This is a genomic window from Thermoactinomyces sp. DSM 45892 (assembly GCF_900107305.1).
Taxonomy (GTDB): domain Bacteria; phylum Bacillota; class Bacilli; order Thermoactinomycetales; family Thermoactinomycetaceae; genus Baia.
Map to the genome: position 1 here is coordinate 24,710 of NZ_FNPL01000001.1, position 17,398 is coordinate 42,107.

Annotated in this window: 14 protein-coding genes; 4 read left to right on the forward strand and 10 right to left on the reverse strand. The window is 36.0% G+C overall.

Going from position 1 to position 17,398, the window contains the following annotated elements; genetic code table 11:
• Nucleotides 1-43: 43 nt before the first annotated feature.
• Nucleotides 44-1,714: a recombinase family protein gene (locus BLU58_RS00120; protein WP_176786410.1), complete on the reverse strand. Its 1,671-nt coding sequence runs from the start codon at nucleotides 1,712-1,714 to the stop codon at nucleotides 44-46.
• A 213-nt stretch (nucleotides 1,715-1,927) separates the two neighbouring features.
• Nucleotides 1,928-3,361, reverse strand: a complete 1,434-nt coding sequence (locus BLU58_RS00125) for a tetratricopeptide repeat protein (RefSeq protein ID WP_093290205.1) — start codon at nucleotides 3,359-3,361, stop codon at nucleotides 1,928-1,930.
• Between the two features lie 253 nt (nucleotides 3,362-3,614).
• On the opposite strand from BLU58_RS00125, the gene BLU58_RS00130 reads away from it, so the two are divergent.
• The 3 genes from BLU58_RS00130 to BLU58_RS00140 are packed head-to-tail and all read left to right on the forward strand — an operon-like array spanning nucleotide 3,615 to nucleotide 5,913.
• On the forward strand, nucleotides 3,615-3,890 hold the full coding sequence (locus tag BLU58_RS00130; RefSeq protein ID WP_093290206.1) for a hypothetical protein: 276 nt from the start codon (nucleotides 3,615-3,617) through the stop codon (nucleotides 3,888-3,890).
• Between the two features lie 16 nt (nucleotides 3,891-3,906).
• Entirely contained in the window at nucleotides 3,907-4,338 is a 432-nt protein-coding gene (locus tag BLU58_RS00135) for an NUDIX hydrolase (protein ID WP_093290207.1), read from the forward strand.
• Between the two features lie 6 nt (nucleotides 4,339-4,344).
• Nucleotides 4,345-5,913 (forward strand): radical SAM protein, encoded by a 1,569-nt coding sequence (locus BLU58_RS00140; RefSeq protein WP_143123646.1) that lies wholly within the window; start codon nucleotides 4,345-4,347, stop codon nucleotides 5,911-5,913.
• A gap of 528 nt (nucleotides 5,914-6,441) precedes the next feature.
• Here the strand turns inward: BLU58_RS00140 and BLU58_RS00145 are convergent.
• Together BLU58_RS00145 and BLU58_RS00150 are read right to left on the reverse strand one after the other, a co-directional pair.
• Nucleotides 6,442-6,654 (reverse strand): hypothetical protein, encoded by a 213-nt coding sequence (locus BLU58_RS00145; RefSeq protein ID WP_093290209.1) that lies wholly within the window; start codon nucleotides 6,652-6,654, stop codon nucleotides 6,442-6,444.
• 162 nt (nucleotides 6,655-6,816) lie between these two features.
• Nucleotides 6,817-7,029 carry a small, acid-soluble spore protein, alpha/beta type gene (locus tag BLU58_RS00150; RefSeq protein ID WP_093290210.1) on the reverse strand — a complete coding sequence of 71 codons (213 nt, stop codon included), beginning with the start codon at nucleotides 7,027-7,029 and terminating at the stop codon, nucleotides 6,817-6,819.
• A 166-nt stretch (nucleotides 7,030-7,195) separates the two neighbouring features.
• Here BLU58_RS00150 and BLU58_RS00155 point away from each other — a divergent pair, with 166 nt between their 5' ends.
• On the forward strand, nucleotides 7,196-7,771 hold the full coding sequence (locus BLU58_RS00155) for a Uma2 family endonuclease (protein WP_176786411.1): 576 nt from the start codon (nucleotides 7,196-7,198) through the stop codon (nucleotides 7,769-7,771).
• 69 nt (nucleotides 7,772-7,840) lie between these two features.
• Here BLU58_RS00155 and BLU58_RS00160 read toward each other — a convergent pair whose 3' ends face one another.
• From BLU58_RS00160 to BLU58_RS00185, 6 genes are all read right to left on the reverse strand, one after another.
• Nucleotides 7,841-8,572 (reverse strand): plasmid pRiA4b ORF-3 family protein, encoded by a 732-nt coding sequence (locus tag BLU58_RS00160; RefSeq protein WP_176786412.1) that lies wholly within the window; start codon nucleotides 8,570-8,572, stop codon nucleotides 7,841-7,843.
• An 84-nt stretch (nucleotides 8,573-8,656) separates the two neighbouring features.
• Nucleotides 8,657-9,025, reverse strand: a complete 369-nt coding sequence (locus BLU58_RS00165; protein ID WP_093290213.1) for a hypothetical protein — start codon at nucleotides 9,023-9,025, stop codon at nucleotides 8,657-8,659.
• 566 nt (nucleotides 9,026-9,591) lie between these two features.
• Nucleotides 9,592-12,015 (reverse strand): pPIWI_RE module domain-containing protein, encoded by a 2,424-nt coding sequence (locus BLU58_RS00170; protein WP_093290214.1) that lies wholly within the window; start codon nucleotides 12,013-12,015, stop codon nucleotides 9,592-9,594.
• Nucleotides 12,016-12,021: 6 nt separating this feature from the next.
• Nucleotides 12,022-15,378, reverse strand: coding sequence for a DEAD/DEAH box helicase family protein (locus tag BLU58_RS00175; protein WP_093290215.1), 3,357 nt, complete (start codon nucleotides 15,376-15,378; stop codon nucleotides 12,022-12,024).
• A complete protein-coding gene (locus BLU58_RS00180; protein WP_093290216.1) occupies nucleotides 15,341-16,480 on the reverse strand; it encodes a restriction endonuclease-related protein in 1,140 nt (379 codons plus the stop codon). Before BLU58_RS00180 ends, BLU58_RS00175 begins: the two co-directional genes overlap by 38 nt.
• Before the next feature lie 65 nt (nucleotides 16,481-16,545).
• Nucleotides 16,546-17,373, reverse strand: a complete 828-nt coding sequence (locus BLU58_RS00185) for a S8 family peptidase (RefSeq protein WP_093290217.1) — start codon at nucleotides 17,371-17,373, stop codon at nucleotides 16,546-16,548.
• Nucleotides 17,374-17,398 lie beyond the last annotated feature (25 nt).

Genomic DNA, 17,398 nt, shown 5'->3' on the forward strand with positions numbered 1-17,398 from the left:
TAGCGTGTCGTTTAATATAACCTTATTAAACGACACGCTATTTTTAATCTTTAACTCTATCTTCAGTGTAATGCAACTGCAACAAATCTGTTCGTCCTTGGCTTTGATTAGAGTACTTTGTAATATATCTGTTGATTTCATCAAAAAACTTTAATTCAAAACTTATGAACGGATTCTGTGGAGCCATTTCGTCTCTTGTGACTACCATAGATTTTATGTTATCAACTATCTCTTCCTTTGAAAAGAACTTCTTGATCCCTAATGTTCGTATCTTGGCAATTATTGAATTTATATCATCAATATCTGCTAAATATGTAGGTCTTTCCTTTGAAAGCTCTGCAATTTCATTTTTGACTCTTTCAATGTCTCTCTCCAATAGCTGATTTTTTTCAACTAGCCTTTCCTTATCAAAACTATCATTTAAAAACAAATCAAGAAGCTTTGCCTTCTTATTTTCCAGCACTGTCAATTCTTTTTGTTTGGCTAGTACATCGTCTAGATTATCTTTCTCAAGATTCGTTACAATTCGTTCTCGTACCTCAAGCAAAAGGTCAGTCTGTATAGCCTTATTATTCTGGAAGGTCTCATATAATCCTCCACCTTGGAGAGCTTCCAGTGAATCATATACATAATCCGCTGTAACATTTATGTTGTCGCACACCTTAATTCCACGCGTTTTTTTTGTACTACATTTATAAAACGATTTCCCTCCATTGAAATCACTGTGATAGGTTGCTCCACATTTTCCACACTTGATCAATCCAGCAAAATCACTGTGACCTAGATAAATACCTCTTGTCTTATCAGATCTAGAACTTCGTATTTCCTGTGCTTTTTCAAACAGCAATCTTTCAATAATTGCTGGGACCCTATCTTCATGAATTATCCATTCTTTTCTGGGTCTTAATTTTGGTCTCGTTTTATTCAAAACAACACCTGTATCATACTTATTACGAACAAGATCTCCACAATACTTTTCATTTGATAGAATTTTGAAAATGCTAGTTTTACCAAAACGCTTTCCCTCTCTTGTTTTATAGCCATTTTCATCTAACCAGTTGATTATCTTCCTGCAACCAAATCCTTTTGTTACATATAAATCGTAAATATGTCTTATAACAATTGCTTCCTCTTCAATTATCTTGAGCACTTGTTTTTTTGGAGTATACTCATATCCATAGATCCTAGTATTTGTAAATATCGCCCCTTTTCTTGCACTCTCATAGTGCCCGAATTTGACTTTCTTGCTTTTATCAATAGAATCTTGCTGATCGAAATTTAAAAACAAATTCAAGACAAACTCATAATCATCTTTCTGAGTCGTCAAGTCGATATCAAGAAACTGGATATAGACTCCATTACTCCTCAACTTTCTAATTATAGTGATAACTTCTACATTTCTAGCAAATCGACTTGTGTTTTTAACTAATATTAAATTAAATAAAGGCTTTCTTTCTTTGCTTACAATGTAAACTTGCTCTTTTCCAACTTTTACGACATCCAAGCCAGCATCTCTCAAAAGCTCATTGAAACCTTCTCGTCTGCTTAAAGATGTACCCGAGATTCCCCTGTCAGTATATATCTTAATAAGAGAGTAATTTGGGTTTTTATTGATTTCTCGTTCAAAATATGTTTTCTGATTCTCAAAACTGTTCTCCTGATCTTTTGTATCTGTCGAGACTCTACAATATGCGCATACGTTGGTTATATCCACTGGATTACTTCCTTTCCACACTCAGTTAGACTTCCAATCATTACTAAGTTAATTAATATTATATGATTTATTTTATTTATTGTAAATAAAAAAATACAAATTAGGAGCTCTGACTATTTTATCAGAGCTCCTAATTACTTGAATCATTGGATAAGTTCCTAATCCACACATAGCGAATAAATACTTCATATCAGACAAACCTTAAACACGTTTCTACGTATCTATCGGGTCTCCATGACCATGAGTTACTTTGTTCATTTCTATTCCCCCCCTCCCTTCAACAACGCTTTTCAAGGACTTCTTTACATGTGAACGGTAAAAAGCGAGAGCATACTGCCCAAAACTAGAGTTCCCACTTTCCTCTAAAGCGTATCCTACTAGCAGTGTCAGATACTCTTCTTGATCAGAAAAGTTATGCTTTTGAGCTAAAGAAAGGGCATCTTGCAACAGATCGACAGCCCGATCAAGTTTTTGATGCTCAAGGTGGCTTTTTCCTAATAGCGTGAGAGCCTCTGTTTCCCAATAAGCATCATTGTTTTTTCGGCTATAATTTATTGCTTTAAAAAAATAGGATTCTGCTAAATCTAATTGATCACGCTTATCATACAACATTCCTAATTGAGTGTAAATATATGCAAATAAGTAACTCTTCTTGATATGAACTTCCAACTTCAAAGCGGTTTCAAAGCAAATTTCAGCAAGATTTAACTTATCCAACTCCATATAAATACTCCCCAAAGTAGTAAATAGCTCAAATGAACGTTCATGCATCTTGTCCAAACGAGCCATTTCTATTCCCTTCAGAGCATACTTGATAGCTTGAGTCTTCTTATTCCCCTTCGCAAGAATGGAAGCATTCAGTTCATATACATTCAAGTTGATTTCATTGCTCTCACTTGGTTGAAACAACAACTCCCTCTCTGTGCTTTGGATGTTAGCAATCTCCTCTAATTTAAGCTGAGCTTCTTCCCAGTTCATCAATTTCTGGTGATAAATGACTTGTGCCACCAAGATAACGTGCTCTAGATATGTCCGCTCCCCATGAGGCTGAAAACAATTTAAGGCATCACTCGCATACTTAAATGCTTGATGTAGATTATTCTGATGGTATTCAGTATGACTCAACTCTTGATAACAAGCCGTTTTAATGTTGCTTGCCAATTTCTGAGGGTATTTCTGATCGATTAACTGGATTGCATCAAACAAATTCTTATGCGCTTTTTTCCAGTTCTCCTTTTTTTTATAAGCCTTGCCACGGAGATAGCGAATATCAACTTGTATCGGATCATCATTTGCTACTGGTAATTCCAGCAATTTTTTTAACCCTTCGGTAGGATCAACCATTGCAATGATATTCTCGATTGAGATCAACCTCAGTTGAATTTCTTCTTTGTCATCGATTCTACGATTTTCTGGCTGTATAGACTTTATTTGCCGAAACTTCTTTACATCCTCTTCTGCTAAATCAAGTTGTTTGAGTATAAGAAGCAAATGACGTTCATTGATACTAAGATTCCCTTTTTCATAACCGCACACTGTTGATTTTGACAATTCTCCCTCAATCGCCAAGTCAATTTGGCGTTTTTTCTTCTTTTTACGTGCTACTGCTAAGAATTTCCCCAGCTCTACCCGATCCCATTGGCTCAATCTATTCACATCCTAAAATTTTTTTGTGCTAAATTTTTCTCATAAACTAATAATTCAACATTAATCATTGAACACCTTTATTATTTTTCCATTATTCATTAAATAAAATCGTTTTTGCCATTTTATTTGCTGGACTTTGGATTTTCAAATATAAAATCCAGTGATTTGACACATATATCTAAAGATTATAAATTTAATCCAAGGAAATATTCTAAATATACACCAAAAAATTATGTATGGGATGTGATTACTAATGAAGATTTGGTCAATTGGTGATTTGAAACAACTTAAAACGCTCCAATCAAATCTTAAAAACAGCAAATGCTTCACATTTATGGGGGAATCAAAACGAAACAAGAACTCTACGAAATCTCCAACCGATGGAAAGTATTTCAACACGCAAGTAATCTTGCATACCGAGAACGGAGAAATACTCCTTCCTCTCATGTCACATGCCGATGTCATCAAAAGTAGTAATAGTCCACTAACACAAGTACACGGTTGGGACTATGACATTTTCGTTTTTTAATCTAAGGAGGATCAGTATGAACAATGTAATTACCTTTGATTCAAGCATACCAGACCAGCTAATCTCATTTGCCGTAATTATTTGTAAGTACAATGACAAATGGTTGTTCTGTAAACACAAGAATCGGGATACCTACGAAACAGTCGGTGGCAGACGGGAACAGGGAGAATCCATCTTTCAAACAGCTCGTCGAGAATTATTCGAAGAGTCAGGAGCAATCACATACGAACTAGATTTGGTAAGCAGATATCGGATGAATGATCTGAATACCTGCGGAGCTCTGTTTTATGCAGACATTCAAACGTTATCCACTTTACCAGAATCCGAAATTGAATCAATCCATTTCTTTGATGAAATTCCTCAAAATCTCACATATCCGCATGTACAACAACTTCTAACAGCCCGAGTCTTAGACCATCTTTATACATCAATGATAGGGAAAGGTTGAATGCTAATGCTTACAAACATCTTTGATACACCTCAGAAATATTTAGACATCATCAGGAGTTCTACTTGTATAAAGGAAGAGAATCAGAAAAGGCACAATGGAAAGTCAATGGTCGTAGTACACCCCACTCGTCATTGCAAGGTGGGATGTACCCACTGTATCTTCTACTCCCAGCCAAAACGAGGAGTGAGCGCAGACATTAAAGACGAAATGTCTTGGACTGGCTGTAATCACACTATCCAGTTCATCAATGCCGCAAATGTTGAATATTTACTAATCGCAGGCGGAGGAGAACCCTTTGAAAAAGAAGAGGTTGTTTGTCACATGGTGGAACATTGCTTCGCCAATCGCATCGTAATAGCGACCAATGGTTTTTGGGGAAAGACAAAAGCAGTTAAAGTTTTAATTAGATTGCAAGAGATTCTCGAGCGTAGGAATGATGATGTAACACTTGTTCTCCGATTGAGCTTAGACGAATGGCACACAGACCGAATTGGGAATGGGGCAATTGTAAATATCATAAAAGCGTTTGATGAGTTCGGTAAGCATCCACACTTAAAGTTAGAGTTGCACACAATCGAAAACGATAAATCAATTGATGTATTGCAAAAAGTTTTCCCCAACAGTCAAAAGCAAGATGATTTCATCCAAGTTGTCTCTGATAACAATACGGTTTTGAAGAACAGTAAAAAACGAGGAGTTTTAACTTTAGCAAGCGGGCTGGAAATTCCAATTGGATACGCCAAGCTGTTCTATCCAAACCTGTTGATCGATTTAAATCGTTCCGATGAAGATTTACGACACATCATGAAACCTTTCTATGAAGATGTCCTAGTCAACCAGAAAGGTAATTATTGTACTATTCACAACAGCGATGGGACGGTGGGTTTAGATTATCTCATTAACTTTAACGGCAACATTACCACTTGGGGCAACTATCAGTTGGACTCAGTAAGCAACATCTACATTGACTCATATGATGCTGTACAGAGAAATCTCTACAATGACATAGTTAGCTATGCTTTCATTGATAAGGATCATGAGTTCCGTGAAAGCATAGTCGAAGAAGTAAACCTCCATGCCGTGCGTAGGGCCAGTGGTGTCAATATCCGAGACTATAGTGGTGCGCTTCTTCTACAAGAACACCACACTTGTCTATACTTTGCCGTGCGAATGATACAACACTATCTATCAGAAGGCATACTTGATCAATCCATATTGGACAAGCTCCCTTTTGAACTATCTGCTGTCATTTGTGCTGATCAGAATAATGTTTTGAATATTTACCAAAAATCCAACTACTCCATTATTCAACAGTATATGGAATCAAACTGTACTGAAAACGATTGGAGGGATTTATACAGGCTCATCAATCTAAACCATTACCGTGTAACTGAGGAGCAAAAGAAACAAGGTCTCAAATTTTTCAATGATAAATTCGGAACTACGTACACTCATCCTCATGAGTTAATTTCAGACATGGATGCCAAAGGAATTATCTCTCGATTAATGGATCGTATGAATTTGCAACAATCCAAAGTCGAGGAATTGTATCAAAATCCTGTAATAACCTAATGAACTCATACAAAGGAGGTGGCAAATATGTAAGAAATACATTTAAGTAATGGAGAATGCCCTGTCTGATATATCTATATAAAAAATCAAATACGATGGATGTAGATGAAATTGAGACTCGTTCTTCGTATTTTGTCTAGTTTTGATCACTTACAGAATGCAAATGAACGACAATTGGAAATGACGATCTCTGTTGTTACGCTCTTTCTTTTCTTTGCACCTATTATACAAAGACCAACATCATATGTTCGGGTCCACACTCCGTAGGAAATCCTCTTGAAAAGCGGTCTAAATAAAGGGAGTGAGGCATTTGTTACTGATCTATTTTGTGATTTTTGGCTTTTATTATGATCCATATGCATAACTCCAAATTCGTGAAATTGAAATAGCTAAGAGGGTCATTCTATTATCAAGAACGACCCTCTATATTGTTTGGCATTACAAATAGTTCACATCATGTCTTAGTCTTTCCATGTTCTATAATAGATAGCTTCATCTACTAGCCAAGCCTGTAAAATACGCAAGAAGTCAGCTTTCATTAGGATCGTTTGAACGATAGATCATTTGAAAAACTTTTTTAAAGTCAATCATTAATGGGATGATAATCATACTACCCACCATCCCAATCAAACAGCCACCTAATGCAAAATTCCAGTTTTCACTCGACCACGGGCCCGTTAGAAAAAACGCTCCAGTTATAACAACTAGTACTACACTTAATGCCATTATCTTTACATTCATCTTCATAACTCCTTTGTATCTAAATAAAAAACCCCCAACCTATGCATTGAGGGCTTAACGTAAATCAAATATTATTGGAGAGAAACCTTATCCAATATTGTTACCCATAGCCCGACAGAATAGACACGCTAATCGCACTATGGCTACTGGCTCCACTTGACACTAAGCTCTAATACTTGTAGCTCCTAACTGAACTAATCGTCTAGTTATTTCTCCACCAACATATCCATTCTCACGAGAGGCAGTGTCTGCACCAAGCTGAACTCCGAATTCAGATGCAATCTCGTTCTTCATTTGATCCAAGCTATTCTGGACTTGATTGTTATGTGTGTGTTTCACTTTGACATTCCTCCTTTGAAAATTATTATTGTCCATAAAAAACGGAATATACCAATATACAGTTCCTTATATTCCCATAAAGTTAGTTGAACGATTATCCTTTTGTTTCCTTTGAAGGTTTGTAGTCCACCATCAGAATTGATAAAATGGATGTAAAATGACTAACAATGTGGAAAAGATATGCAGAAAGGAGCGAATACAAGTGGGAAAACAAATCATCCAAGATAAACGATATACCTACTCTGAGTTTTTAGAAATGGAGTCCGAAGAAGGCGAACGCTGGGAGCTAATCGATGGCAAGCCTGTCTTATTGGCTAGACCTTCTCAACGCCATCAAGACATTCTCCTTAACATTGCCAGCGCTTTAAAGAATCACTTAAAAGGGAAAACATGTAAAGTGCGAATGGATAGTGATGTAAATCTTTTTGGCAAGGAAGACGATGAAATTCGTTATATAGTGGCTCCTGATCTATATGTATCCTGCGACCTTAGAAAGGACGATGGTCAAAAACATAACGGTGCACCTGATCTCGTGATTGAAATCCTCTCCACCAATTACATGAAAGACCGTTGGAGAAATTATCAGCTCTATGAACAGGCAGGTGTTCGAGAGTTCTGGGTAGTTGATCAATACCGCAATACGGTAGATATCTTTGTGTTGAAAGATGGGGAATTCAAGCTTCAAGGAGTATATGGTAGAGAAGACGAAGACACTGCCATCATACCAAGTTCAGCCCTAGAAGACTTTGAAATCCATGTAAATGATATCTTTGAATAAGTACAGATACAAAAAAGTTCCTCTCTATTTTTCTGAGAAGAACTTTTTTATTTGTTCCATATACTCCATTCAATTAGCTTTTGTGTCAGTACCTATCTGGTATTTTCGAGAAATAAGATCAATGGAGCGTTGGGTCGGTTCATAGCCATACTCATAGCATTCTTTATAAATACGAGGCAATTTCTTTAGGCGAAAGTTGAGATCATCCTTATCGAAAAAATGTATATCAAAACTCTCATGTCCAAGCCATTCTTTATACATTTCATAAGCTTGTCCTCTTCTCTTGCTGTAAGCAGTTACTAGTTCATGAAGCCCCATAACTCCACCCACATCTTCAACGATACCATACCCGCTTCCTTCCAATACTCTAGGCAACTCACTTGCATGTATCTCCTGTTTTTCGCAGGATTCAAAGGATACATTGACTTCCCATCTGTCTCCATAATCATCTTCAAAAGTTAGGTTCCACGGAGCTTCCCTATTAATTCGGGAAAGGCGGATCTGATCCGCTTCATAAAAGATTTCATCCTCCCTTACATAGGTCTCATCTATGGGAAGCTCATAACGCACAAATTTTTTCACATTAGGAATGAGATCAACCTTTTGTGGATCATCGAGAAATAAATAGTCGATCTGCTCTCTAAACCCAAACAGGTGACTCGCTTCCATCTCAAACAAAACCATCAAGGAGTATCCTAACTCTGCCATGGTTTTATTTCCATTGATCTCAAATCGTCTCCAGATTTTTGGTTCAAAATCAGACAGTTCCGCATAAAACCGATAGACAAGGTGTTGTGCCATGATTCGCCTCCATTTGTTTATCATCTATACACAAGCGTAACCAAAAAAGGATCCTCTATAACTCTTGTATAGCCTGTCTTATCCTTAAACCAAACGAATAAATTCATTATTATCCTCTTCAAATTTTGTATACATATTACTATGAACATCAAGAAATTGACAGCCATCTGTAGTAAAAAATTCTTTCGGAATAACACCTTCAAACCAAACCCTATGCTCGCTCGCTTTATGCCACAGTTTAAATGTTTGCTTGCCCACTTTTCCTTCGTAACGAAAAGTAGCATCTAATCCATTAAAATCTTCTTCTAAGTCTTCTAACCAATCCTCATCCTCCAACTCTTCTTTGGTTAACTTTTTCTCCCTTATCGCAATCTCTAAGTCTTCATTAGCTATAGGGAAGTCATCAAGAAAATACCAATTGATATGATTAGTAGAAAATACGATCTTAGTCATTATCTCATCTCCTCATTCTATTTAAATCCCACATCGGCTCCACTTATAAACTTCAAACCTACTAAATCTACACTCTAAAAAACACAAAAGATAGCAATTTCACCTATTAAATTTTCCAAAAATATCAACAAGTTCGCTCATTTCAAGCCTCTTACCATCAGGATTTTCACAATACGCTTCGATATCGAGGTTACGATATCTGCCCTTAGCAAACCCTTACTCCCTATATACTCCTGAGTAGATCGACAGACACTTGAACTTTTATCAAAATCATATGTAACTGGTGGGAACATTGTAAACTCCTCCATTCTAGTACGAATCACTTTAAATGAAAATATATCATATATACATGCAAAAACCAGTATAAATGCCTCTCTAGGATTTCCTAAAAAAGAAATGCCCTTAGTTCTTTTTATATCAGAAGAGACTAAGAGCATTTCTTTTTTCAATGTCGTTTTTGTTTATTGCTGATTGCTTCTAGTTCACTTACCAGCAAATAGATAGATTCCTCATACCGACAAGCACTTTTGTGCCTAGTGTATTATAGCGAATCTAGATCCCTATAATTAAATTTTCTCCATATATTCTTTCAACTCGCCTAACAATCTCAAACTAAAATCATATTTCCCATGAAAGTTGGTAGTAATATGAATATCACGACTGTTGTTGACTACATTCGCAATTTCTAACAGATTATCGGTATCATTACTCACTATTAACAGCTCCGCCAGTTGCCGATCTTTAAAATTAGCCGACTTTCTTGAGAATCTCGTGTCCCATTTACCTACGGTATCCGTATCAGGTTTTTGACCTATCGCAAAGAATAAATGCTCATGTAATTGAATCATTCCCTTGGTTTTTGCTGTCTCTTCCTTGCTATGATCATAAGTATAAAAACCAGGGACATCCCAACCTACATTATAACGACATAGGGATAGAGTAGGGACATAATCCAACAGATGATGTTTCAACTCGAAATGATCATTTCTTAGATGTTCAAAATACCTACGCACTCCTGCAGATATAGTCAAAATTTTATGTTCATCTTTATACAAGTTAAAGAACCCAATGAGGTTTCTTTCGATTTCATGCCAATTTAGATCCGTTACAATTTCCTTTTTTATGGAATCAATATGAGCCAACCAATCATCTTGATAGATGAACTTCTTACTTTTTAATAAATAGTAACCGACCTTCCCTGATGTACAGCAAGACAAAATAGGCAAATATGAAACCTTGTCGTCTTCCCTTTTATCATTGATTCTTAATAGATCAAATCCATAAAGGTTATATTTAAAGCACGTCATAGAACCCATAAATCCAGATTTAGAAAAAATATCTAGCAAAGACTTCTCGATCCTGATGTAATTGTCATTAACTATCTCGCCTTTTTTCTTTTCTGTTAAAGCTTCATTAGGTATTTTGATTGGATGTATGAATTGGGTCTTCATTTCTTTCAATGCAAATGCCTTTCTTATAACATCTTTAGGATCGCCTGTTTTGTCCTTATCATCTTCATATGCAGGTATTTGAATTAAATGATACGCGCCTTTCGACTGCTTCTTCTGGTCCAATATATCGAGTATTTCGTTCACTCTTTCTGTTTTTACAACATCCGAATCATTGTCCATCTTCCGATCCATGTTCTCAAGCGATTCTTGCTTGACAGTCAAAAACACTTCTTTCCCATTCGCAGTCTGAATCATATATCTATCCGATCCAAGCTTTCGAAATCCGAGAAAGCTGTTATTGATTACATCCAACACCCAATCAAATAAGACCTGATCATCGGACCATACATGGAGTGACATAAACTCATTTTTCCCCTTAGAGTCAACTTCATGAAAATCAACCGTTCTTCTACCATCTTTTTTCCCAAAGATTTTGTTAGGCTTTTGAATCCCTTCATCTTTTTGAAGAGGAAACGATTTCGTCAAGTCAATGGGATCGAATGAATCCATGAAATAATTGTACAGAGCTTTTTTTAGCTGTGGCTCTATCCCAGAACCAACTCTATGAGAACTACCAAAACTGCTATTTCCATATGGCACAGCTATAAAGAAATCATCCATCTCTAAAAATGAACGGGGATTTGCTACTAGCTCATCTAAGTTGTATCTTTTCCTCGTTAACTTTTGAAAACTGTATTCATGATTAAAGCAAAAAGCAGGCCTATATCTACCTCCTTCACCTCTCACAGACTTAATCTGAAAGCGAAAAAACGGCGACCCCTGACGTTCTTTATCTAGAACATACAACGAATGATTCTTCTTACGATCTAACACCAATGACTCGGACTTTTGATAGGTGTCTCTTTGCCATCGACGAATGGATGGATTAATTGTAATTCTTTTCTCCTTTGTCCAAGGATCCACAGTTGAATTAAAAGTAATGACAAATGAAAAATAGTCTTCCTTTAACAAGATTGGCATGGATATTGCTTGGTGCCTGCGACCAGAGAATGCGGTCCGAAAATCACAGATCATTTCTCTTTCTTTTCTATCCTGTGTTTCTAAAAACTCGAATCTCCGAACGCCTTGACAGAAATATCGGGTTAACAATCCTTCAATGACCTTATCATTATCCTTGATCTCATCCACACTTAACTTTGAATCATAAATTAAGTGAAAGTCCAGTAATCTTGCCAAATCACTGATCCCCGTCTGCTTATCAACCCACAAAAACCAATCTTTAATTAATTCTTGTAGTTCCTCTAGATACTTAAGCTTGTCCACTACATACAGCCAAGGTTTCTTTCCATTCAATGCGTCTTCTGTAAGAGAGTAAGAAATGACCCCTGGATGCAAGCTCTGGATATGTCTCCCCAGTGGATCAAGCTTTAACCTTTTTACGTATTGTTTCGTTTCATTTTCATCATAAAACAACACACTCCAAGCTTGTGGCATATATACTGGATACACATTCATCGAATTTAACCATTCTTCATTTAAACTTCCCATTAAGAGTTGAGCGGTATATTTATTCCCCATAGAACACTACTCCTCATAAATATATTGGATGTCCAAGTTTATTAATGCCTTTCTCCAAGCTTTATTCACCCGAGCAGTCAGTTCATCGGCATTATCAATCAGAGCCTTTCTCCAATGAAGCACCATGCTACCTTCATCATCTTCCAATAATACTTCACTATTTCGAGCTGATGTTAGTGGGATCATTTTTTTATCTAAAAAATAAAGGTAGCTAGAGGTCCCTCCCCGTTGCCCTCTCCCTGAAACTTGAATGGCAGTAACTAATTCATTGGTGCTAATCACATTTTGCCGAGCTTCATCCATATTGGAAAAAGAATCATCAGATGAAAACAACTTGTGCAATTCTCCATATGCTTTTCTTTGGATTTTTCTCTGTGCATCGTAAAAACGTTGGTTAGATTGAACAATCTCTTTTTCATAGGTCGAAAGGCTCGAGTGAATGGACATGACTACATCATTAAAATCTCCTGGAATCGGATGAGGTCTTTCATAAAATACGATGGTCCGCAATAATGAACGGGAAGTATTGTCACCTGCTAGTATATTAAAACCTCTTGCTAATGAGGTTCGAACGAATATAAATACTTCGGGCTCTTCATTGAACAATTGCTCAACTTCTATCTTACTAACATGGTAATCTTCCTTAGGGATTGTTTTCCCATCATATCTTGCATCGCTTGTATACAAGACTTTGTACTTGCATTTAAATTTCTGTTGACGAAACACTTCAGCGACCCATTCGGCTTTTTGGTATGAATTGACAACCAGTCCTATGCAAGGTGAAACCTCTCCAGATATCCTTTCAAATGCTAATGAAACATCCTCTGCCTCTGGATCTTCATACAGTTTCCTCTTTAGTGCTTGAATCTCATTTTGATGCATTTGCTTCAGGTTTTTCAACTGCTCATCAAAGAATCCTGATCGAATCAATTTAGAAGTCGACTCTTGAATCGCCTTTTTGGGATCCTTTGCCCCTGAAATCTCGGCAACTGGACAAAGAGTGATTTTCAATTCTAGATCTTCCTGTTTTTTATTCTCCAATAACCAATCTGGCGATATCTTAGTACCATAATAGGATGAATCACCAAAATCACTAGTTGCAGACAGTATGAGTAGCGCAGGAAATGGACAATCCTCAACTCCTTCAAGTAATCGAGGCAAATTTCGAATTAGTGATCTTCCCACACCCTTATATTCATGTGCTACTAATGAGTAGCTCTTTTTAGATTCACCTGTTTTTTTCAATCGATATGCCATAAACGAGTCCGTTAATGCATCAGGAACAAATTTACTGATATCTAGATTATTAAAATGAAAGTTGTTAGCAAAGTTTTTATCCTTAGTACTAAACTGCGCCCTTTGTAAAAAGCTGGAGTAATTAGAACGTAGGAATTTAAATAAGTGCTCCATTAAAAACAGAAATATGATGAGTTCAAAATCCACATATAACCTTTCCAGATCAGTCTCATCAACATCCAATTTCGGATTTAAATCTAATTTTTTAAAACACTCATTCATAATCTTACGTTTCTCTTTGATCAGATTAACCTCTGAAATGATATTCCCAGACACATTCTGTAACTTCTTAGCAATTTTCCATAAATCTGAATGATTCATAAGCTCCACAGCACTTTGCATTTGGAATTTCTCATATACAGACTGAAAGCGTTTTTCTTTACTATCTTTGCTGATATGCTTTTTATACCAATCTTGTAGTAAGGAGTGTGGAGTAAAAAGCTTGTTATATACGTATTTAATAACTACTTGTTTCGTAAATAGTTGCCCGAACAAGTAGTTTAATATTTGCTGAAGTGTGGTTGTTTTTTCAATATAGTTCACCACAAATACATCAACCGTACTGCTTTTTACTACTTTAGGGATTAGATTAAATAGATACTCAGAGAAAATTTTATCAATCTCTCTTGTTTCTGGTCTATCTGCAGAGATGTTTAGATCATTTAAAAATGCTTGATCCATTCTCTGCTGGATTTGATCTACCTCATCCATAATTATCAAGTCAGACCATAATAACCCCAGTTCCAAATAATTCCTTTCATATCTATCCCATGGATAAGGAGCCCTCGAAAAAAGAAAAGCTTCTGGCGTTCCAATCCATACATCAGCATCTGTTAGCTGTTTAAAACGATGATGGGGACCACAAACAGTATACGCAGGACAAACATACCTACTTTTTCTTCTATCAAGATACAGATTTTGGCATGGATTCTTGGTATCCTTGTCTATGCCAAGAGTCGGTTTTATCGGACACTGCGAACTCAAGGTCTCCACAGAATCGAAATGCTTGTGAAACACTTCAAATGGATGATTCATCATGGAGGCTTTATTCAAAATGTAATCATTTTGATATCTGTCTATATTTCCGTCTCCTACTATCACACCAACTTTTAATCCCCATTGTTCAAATTTCTCCTTTTCTTGCATTGACTGCTTTGTGTCCGCCGTAATATATAGTATCTTTTTCTTGCCATATTTACATTGACCATAAAGCAAACCGTGAGTAAGGGTTCCCTTTCCTGCACCAGTCGGAGCAATAACATGACTTACTTCTTTTTTAAAAAAGAAATCAGTATGTGTATCTTCTATTATACGGTTATTAATTTTGTAAACCTGCAAATCCTCATATCGATCTAGGTACTCTTTTCCCATTTGTTTATACAAATTGCGGTCAGGATTAAAGTTATTTAGATCTTCGAATCCTTTTTTGTCCCGTTTCCGTTCATAAATAAGTTGTGTAAGAGGGAAATCATGCTCTTGTTCTAAAAAACGCTTATCAAATAATTTTTTAGCCTTTATATATTTACTCTTCTCTCCATTTTCCAAAGGAACATGCACACTTTTGTCCTCATCTTTTTGAACAACAAACCTTTTTTTGCTTTTTTCTTTGTGTGCAACTAGATGAATATTACTAAGAATTTCATTATAAATGTGAGCTCGACTAGATTCATATTTAGGAACTAGTTGCACAATCAAATCATGTTCGTCTTTTCCATACAAACGCCATTCGGATGGGATCTCAAAGTAAATTTTTTCAACCAATATTTTTATCGCTTTACGAGGATATAACCCTTTGGTTAACATCCTTACTCGTTTTAATAATACGCTGTCAAAAGTAATATCTTTAAATACAATTTCATCGTGACCAAACAACATACTAAATATGCTTTTATATTCAAATGGAGAGTCCCCAAATATCTTTCTAAAACTAAAAAACATGAATTCTAGAAAGATTATATCCTCCACATATGAATGAAACCGTTTATTTTGTTTTTTGAAGTCATCACCAAAAATGTTTCGCAAATCACCATTATTTTTCAGTGTATCCGAAAAGTTCGATCTGCTCATATTTTTTCACCTCCAATAATCTACTAATACACTTTTCAGTCGCAAATCTATATTTCCCTTTCTTCTTAATCCTTTTATTCTTAATCCCTTTTTCCATATTCAAATTATCTAGCCTATTCTTATATTCGTTTTTATACAAAAAGCTTGGGATAACAAAGTAATTCATATCTATCGACTTTGGGTCCCCCTCCAACTTTTTCATAAGCTTAAAAGCGTTTTGGTGTGTCTTACAATCTAGATACACTGAACGATCTGGTAGTAATACTTCAATATCTCCATTTGCCTCCAAATTAGGATGCCGTTTTGTCTGATATCCTTTTTTATTCAACATTTTTTCTACTTGCAACTCAAACATGCTTGGTAATGTAGTGAAGATATAGAATCCCTTCTTCAAAATTTTATACTCAGTATTCCTTGTGTTTACAATTAGATTCGGCGAACTATATTCGTTGTAATGTTGACACATGAAATGACCTACACACTGATATCTTTCAAAAGGGAGTTTTTCCATTGGATATTTACATCGAGGACAAAGAATTGCTGTATCCCCTAAGTAATCTGTATATGCGTCTTCTATAAAAGACATCAACCTAGGACTATGAGCGAAATTTTTTGTTACCTCTTTGAGAAACTTTGTACTCTGAATAAAAGGTTGTTTAGTCATTAATCCAATTCTAATTCTATCGTAATCATTTTGTCTCTCTTGTAAGTCTCGTTGATCTTCCCTACGAAGATAATTTAATATAGGCACCCACTCTTTTTGATATACATCCTCTTCTGAAGAATAGTCAGTGAGATAATGAATAAGATCTTCGTTTATTTCTCCTTTTTCTGTAATGATTGTACTATCACGGTAAGACTTAATCTCTTCACTCTTTGTTGTGTCGAAAGGGATGAGATCTTTCAAAGGATTCACAGAGTACAGACGCATAAACTCACTAAATTTATAAATTCTTTTTTCCTTTATGCTTCTATCAAAGGATAGCTCGTTTATTTCGTAAAACACAGAAGTTAACTCATCTGTGACTTCACGTGTATTTATAAAGTGATCAAATGCTTTCAATATTCTTCTGAGTAGTGCCATATCGTCTCTATCTGACATATCTATACCTCATTTATATGAATTTACAATATATCCAATAAAATACACCATGAAAATATCTGGCGTCAACAATATAACAATTCGAATATACCAAATCCCGTGTATATATCTCTATCCTTACCATTAACAATCATAGTTTTTATATCGCTTACTGTTAGCTCCCTTCCTAATTTTCGATGATATGAAATTAGTAGTGCTGTTCCACCTGTCACAAAAGCAGAAGCCATTGATGTTCCACTAACCTTAGCATATTTTCCATCTGGGTATGTACTCAAAATATCAACAGCAGGTGCAATTATATCAGTCTCCCATCCATAACTAGAGAAATCTGCACGGTTTAGGTCTCTCCTCGCACCACCTACTGCAATGACCTCATCATATTTGGCAGGGTATTCAACGGACTGTATACCAGAGTTGCCAGTTGCACCTACTATTACAATCCCTCTATTATATGCTTCTAAGATCTTTTGCTCAAGAATTGGCGGGAGTTCCTGCGATACTCCTAAACTCATGCATAAGATATCAACTTCATGATTAATACCAAAAGATATGCCATCCATTACACTAGCTAAACTCCCATTCCCATTTTTATCAAGCGCTTTTGCAATATACAATTCAGCTTTTGGCGCAACGCCCACTACTCCCTGTTTACCTGTTCCTGCAATAATTCCTGCAACATGAGTGCCATGATATCCGTCATCGGATATGTTTTCTGTATGATCAAACATATTGATTCCTGCTTTAATATTGTCCTTTAAGTCGGGATGATCCATATCTATACCTGTGTCAATTATCGCCACCTTAACACCCTCGCCTTGAGACTTGCTCCAAAATTGATCTGCTTTGATAGCTTTTACACCCCAATCAATAGTGCCAGCTTCTATCTTTTCCATTACTTCAATCCTAATAAAAAACAAC

Excerpts from the sequence above, each read along its gene's own strand:
- BLU58_RS00185 (WP_093290217.1), bottom strand. The coding sequence starts at position 17,373 with ATGGAAAAGATAGAAGCTGGCACTATTGATTGGGGTGTAAAAGCTATC.
- BLU58_RS00180 (WP_093290216.1), bottom strand. The coding sequence starts at position 16,480 with ATGTCAGATAGAGACGATATGGCACTACTCAGAAGAATATTGAAAGCA.
- BLU58_RS00130 (WP_093290206.1), top strand. The coding sequence starts at position 3,615 with ATGAAGATTTGGTCAATTGGTGATTTGAAACAACTTAAAACGCTCCAA.
- BLU58_RS00145 (WP_093290209.1), bottom strand. The coding sequence starts at position 6,654 with ATGAATGTAAAGATAATGGCATTAAGTGTAGTACTAGTTGTTATAACT.
- BLU58_RS00140 (WP_143123646.1), top strand. The coding sequence starts at position 4,345 with ATGCTTACAAACATCTTTGATACACCTCAGAAATATTTAGACATCATC.
- BLU58_RS00165 (WP_093290213.1), bottom strand. The coding sequence starts at position 9,025 with ATGACTAAGATCGTATTTTCTACTAATCATATCAATTGGTATTTTCTT.
- BLU58_RS00135 (WP_093290207.1), top strand. The coding sequence starts at position 3,907 with ATGAACAATGTAATTACCTTTGATTCAAGCATACCAGACCAGCTAATC.
- BLU58_RS00150 (WP_093290210.1), bottom strand. The coding sequence starts at position 7,029 with ATGGACAATAATAATTTTCAAAGGAGGAATGTCAAAGTGAAACACACA.
- BLU58_RS00160 (WP_176786412.1), bottom strand. The coding sequence starts at position 8,572 with ATGGCACAACACCTTGTCTATCGGTTTTATGCGGAACTGTCTGATTTT.
- BLU58_RS00170 (WP_093290214.1), bottom strand. The coding sequence starts at position 12,015 with ATGGGGAATAAATATACCGCTCAACTCTTAATGGGAAGTTTAAATGAA.
- BLU58_RS00175 (WP_093290215.1), bottom strand. The coding sequence starts at position 15,378 with ATGAGCAGATCGAACTTTTCGGATACACTGAAAAATAATGGTGATTTG.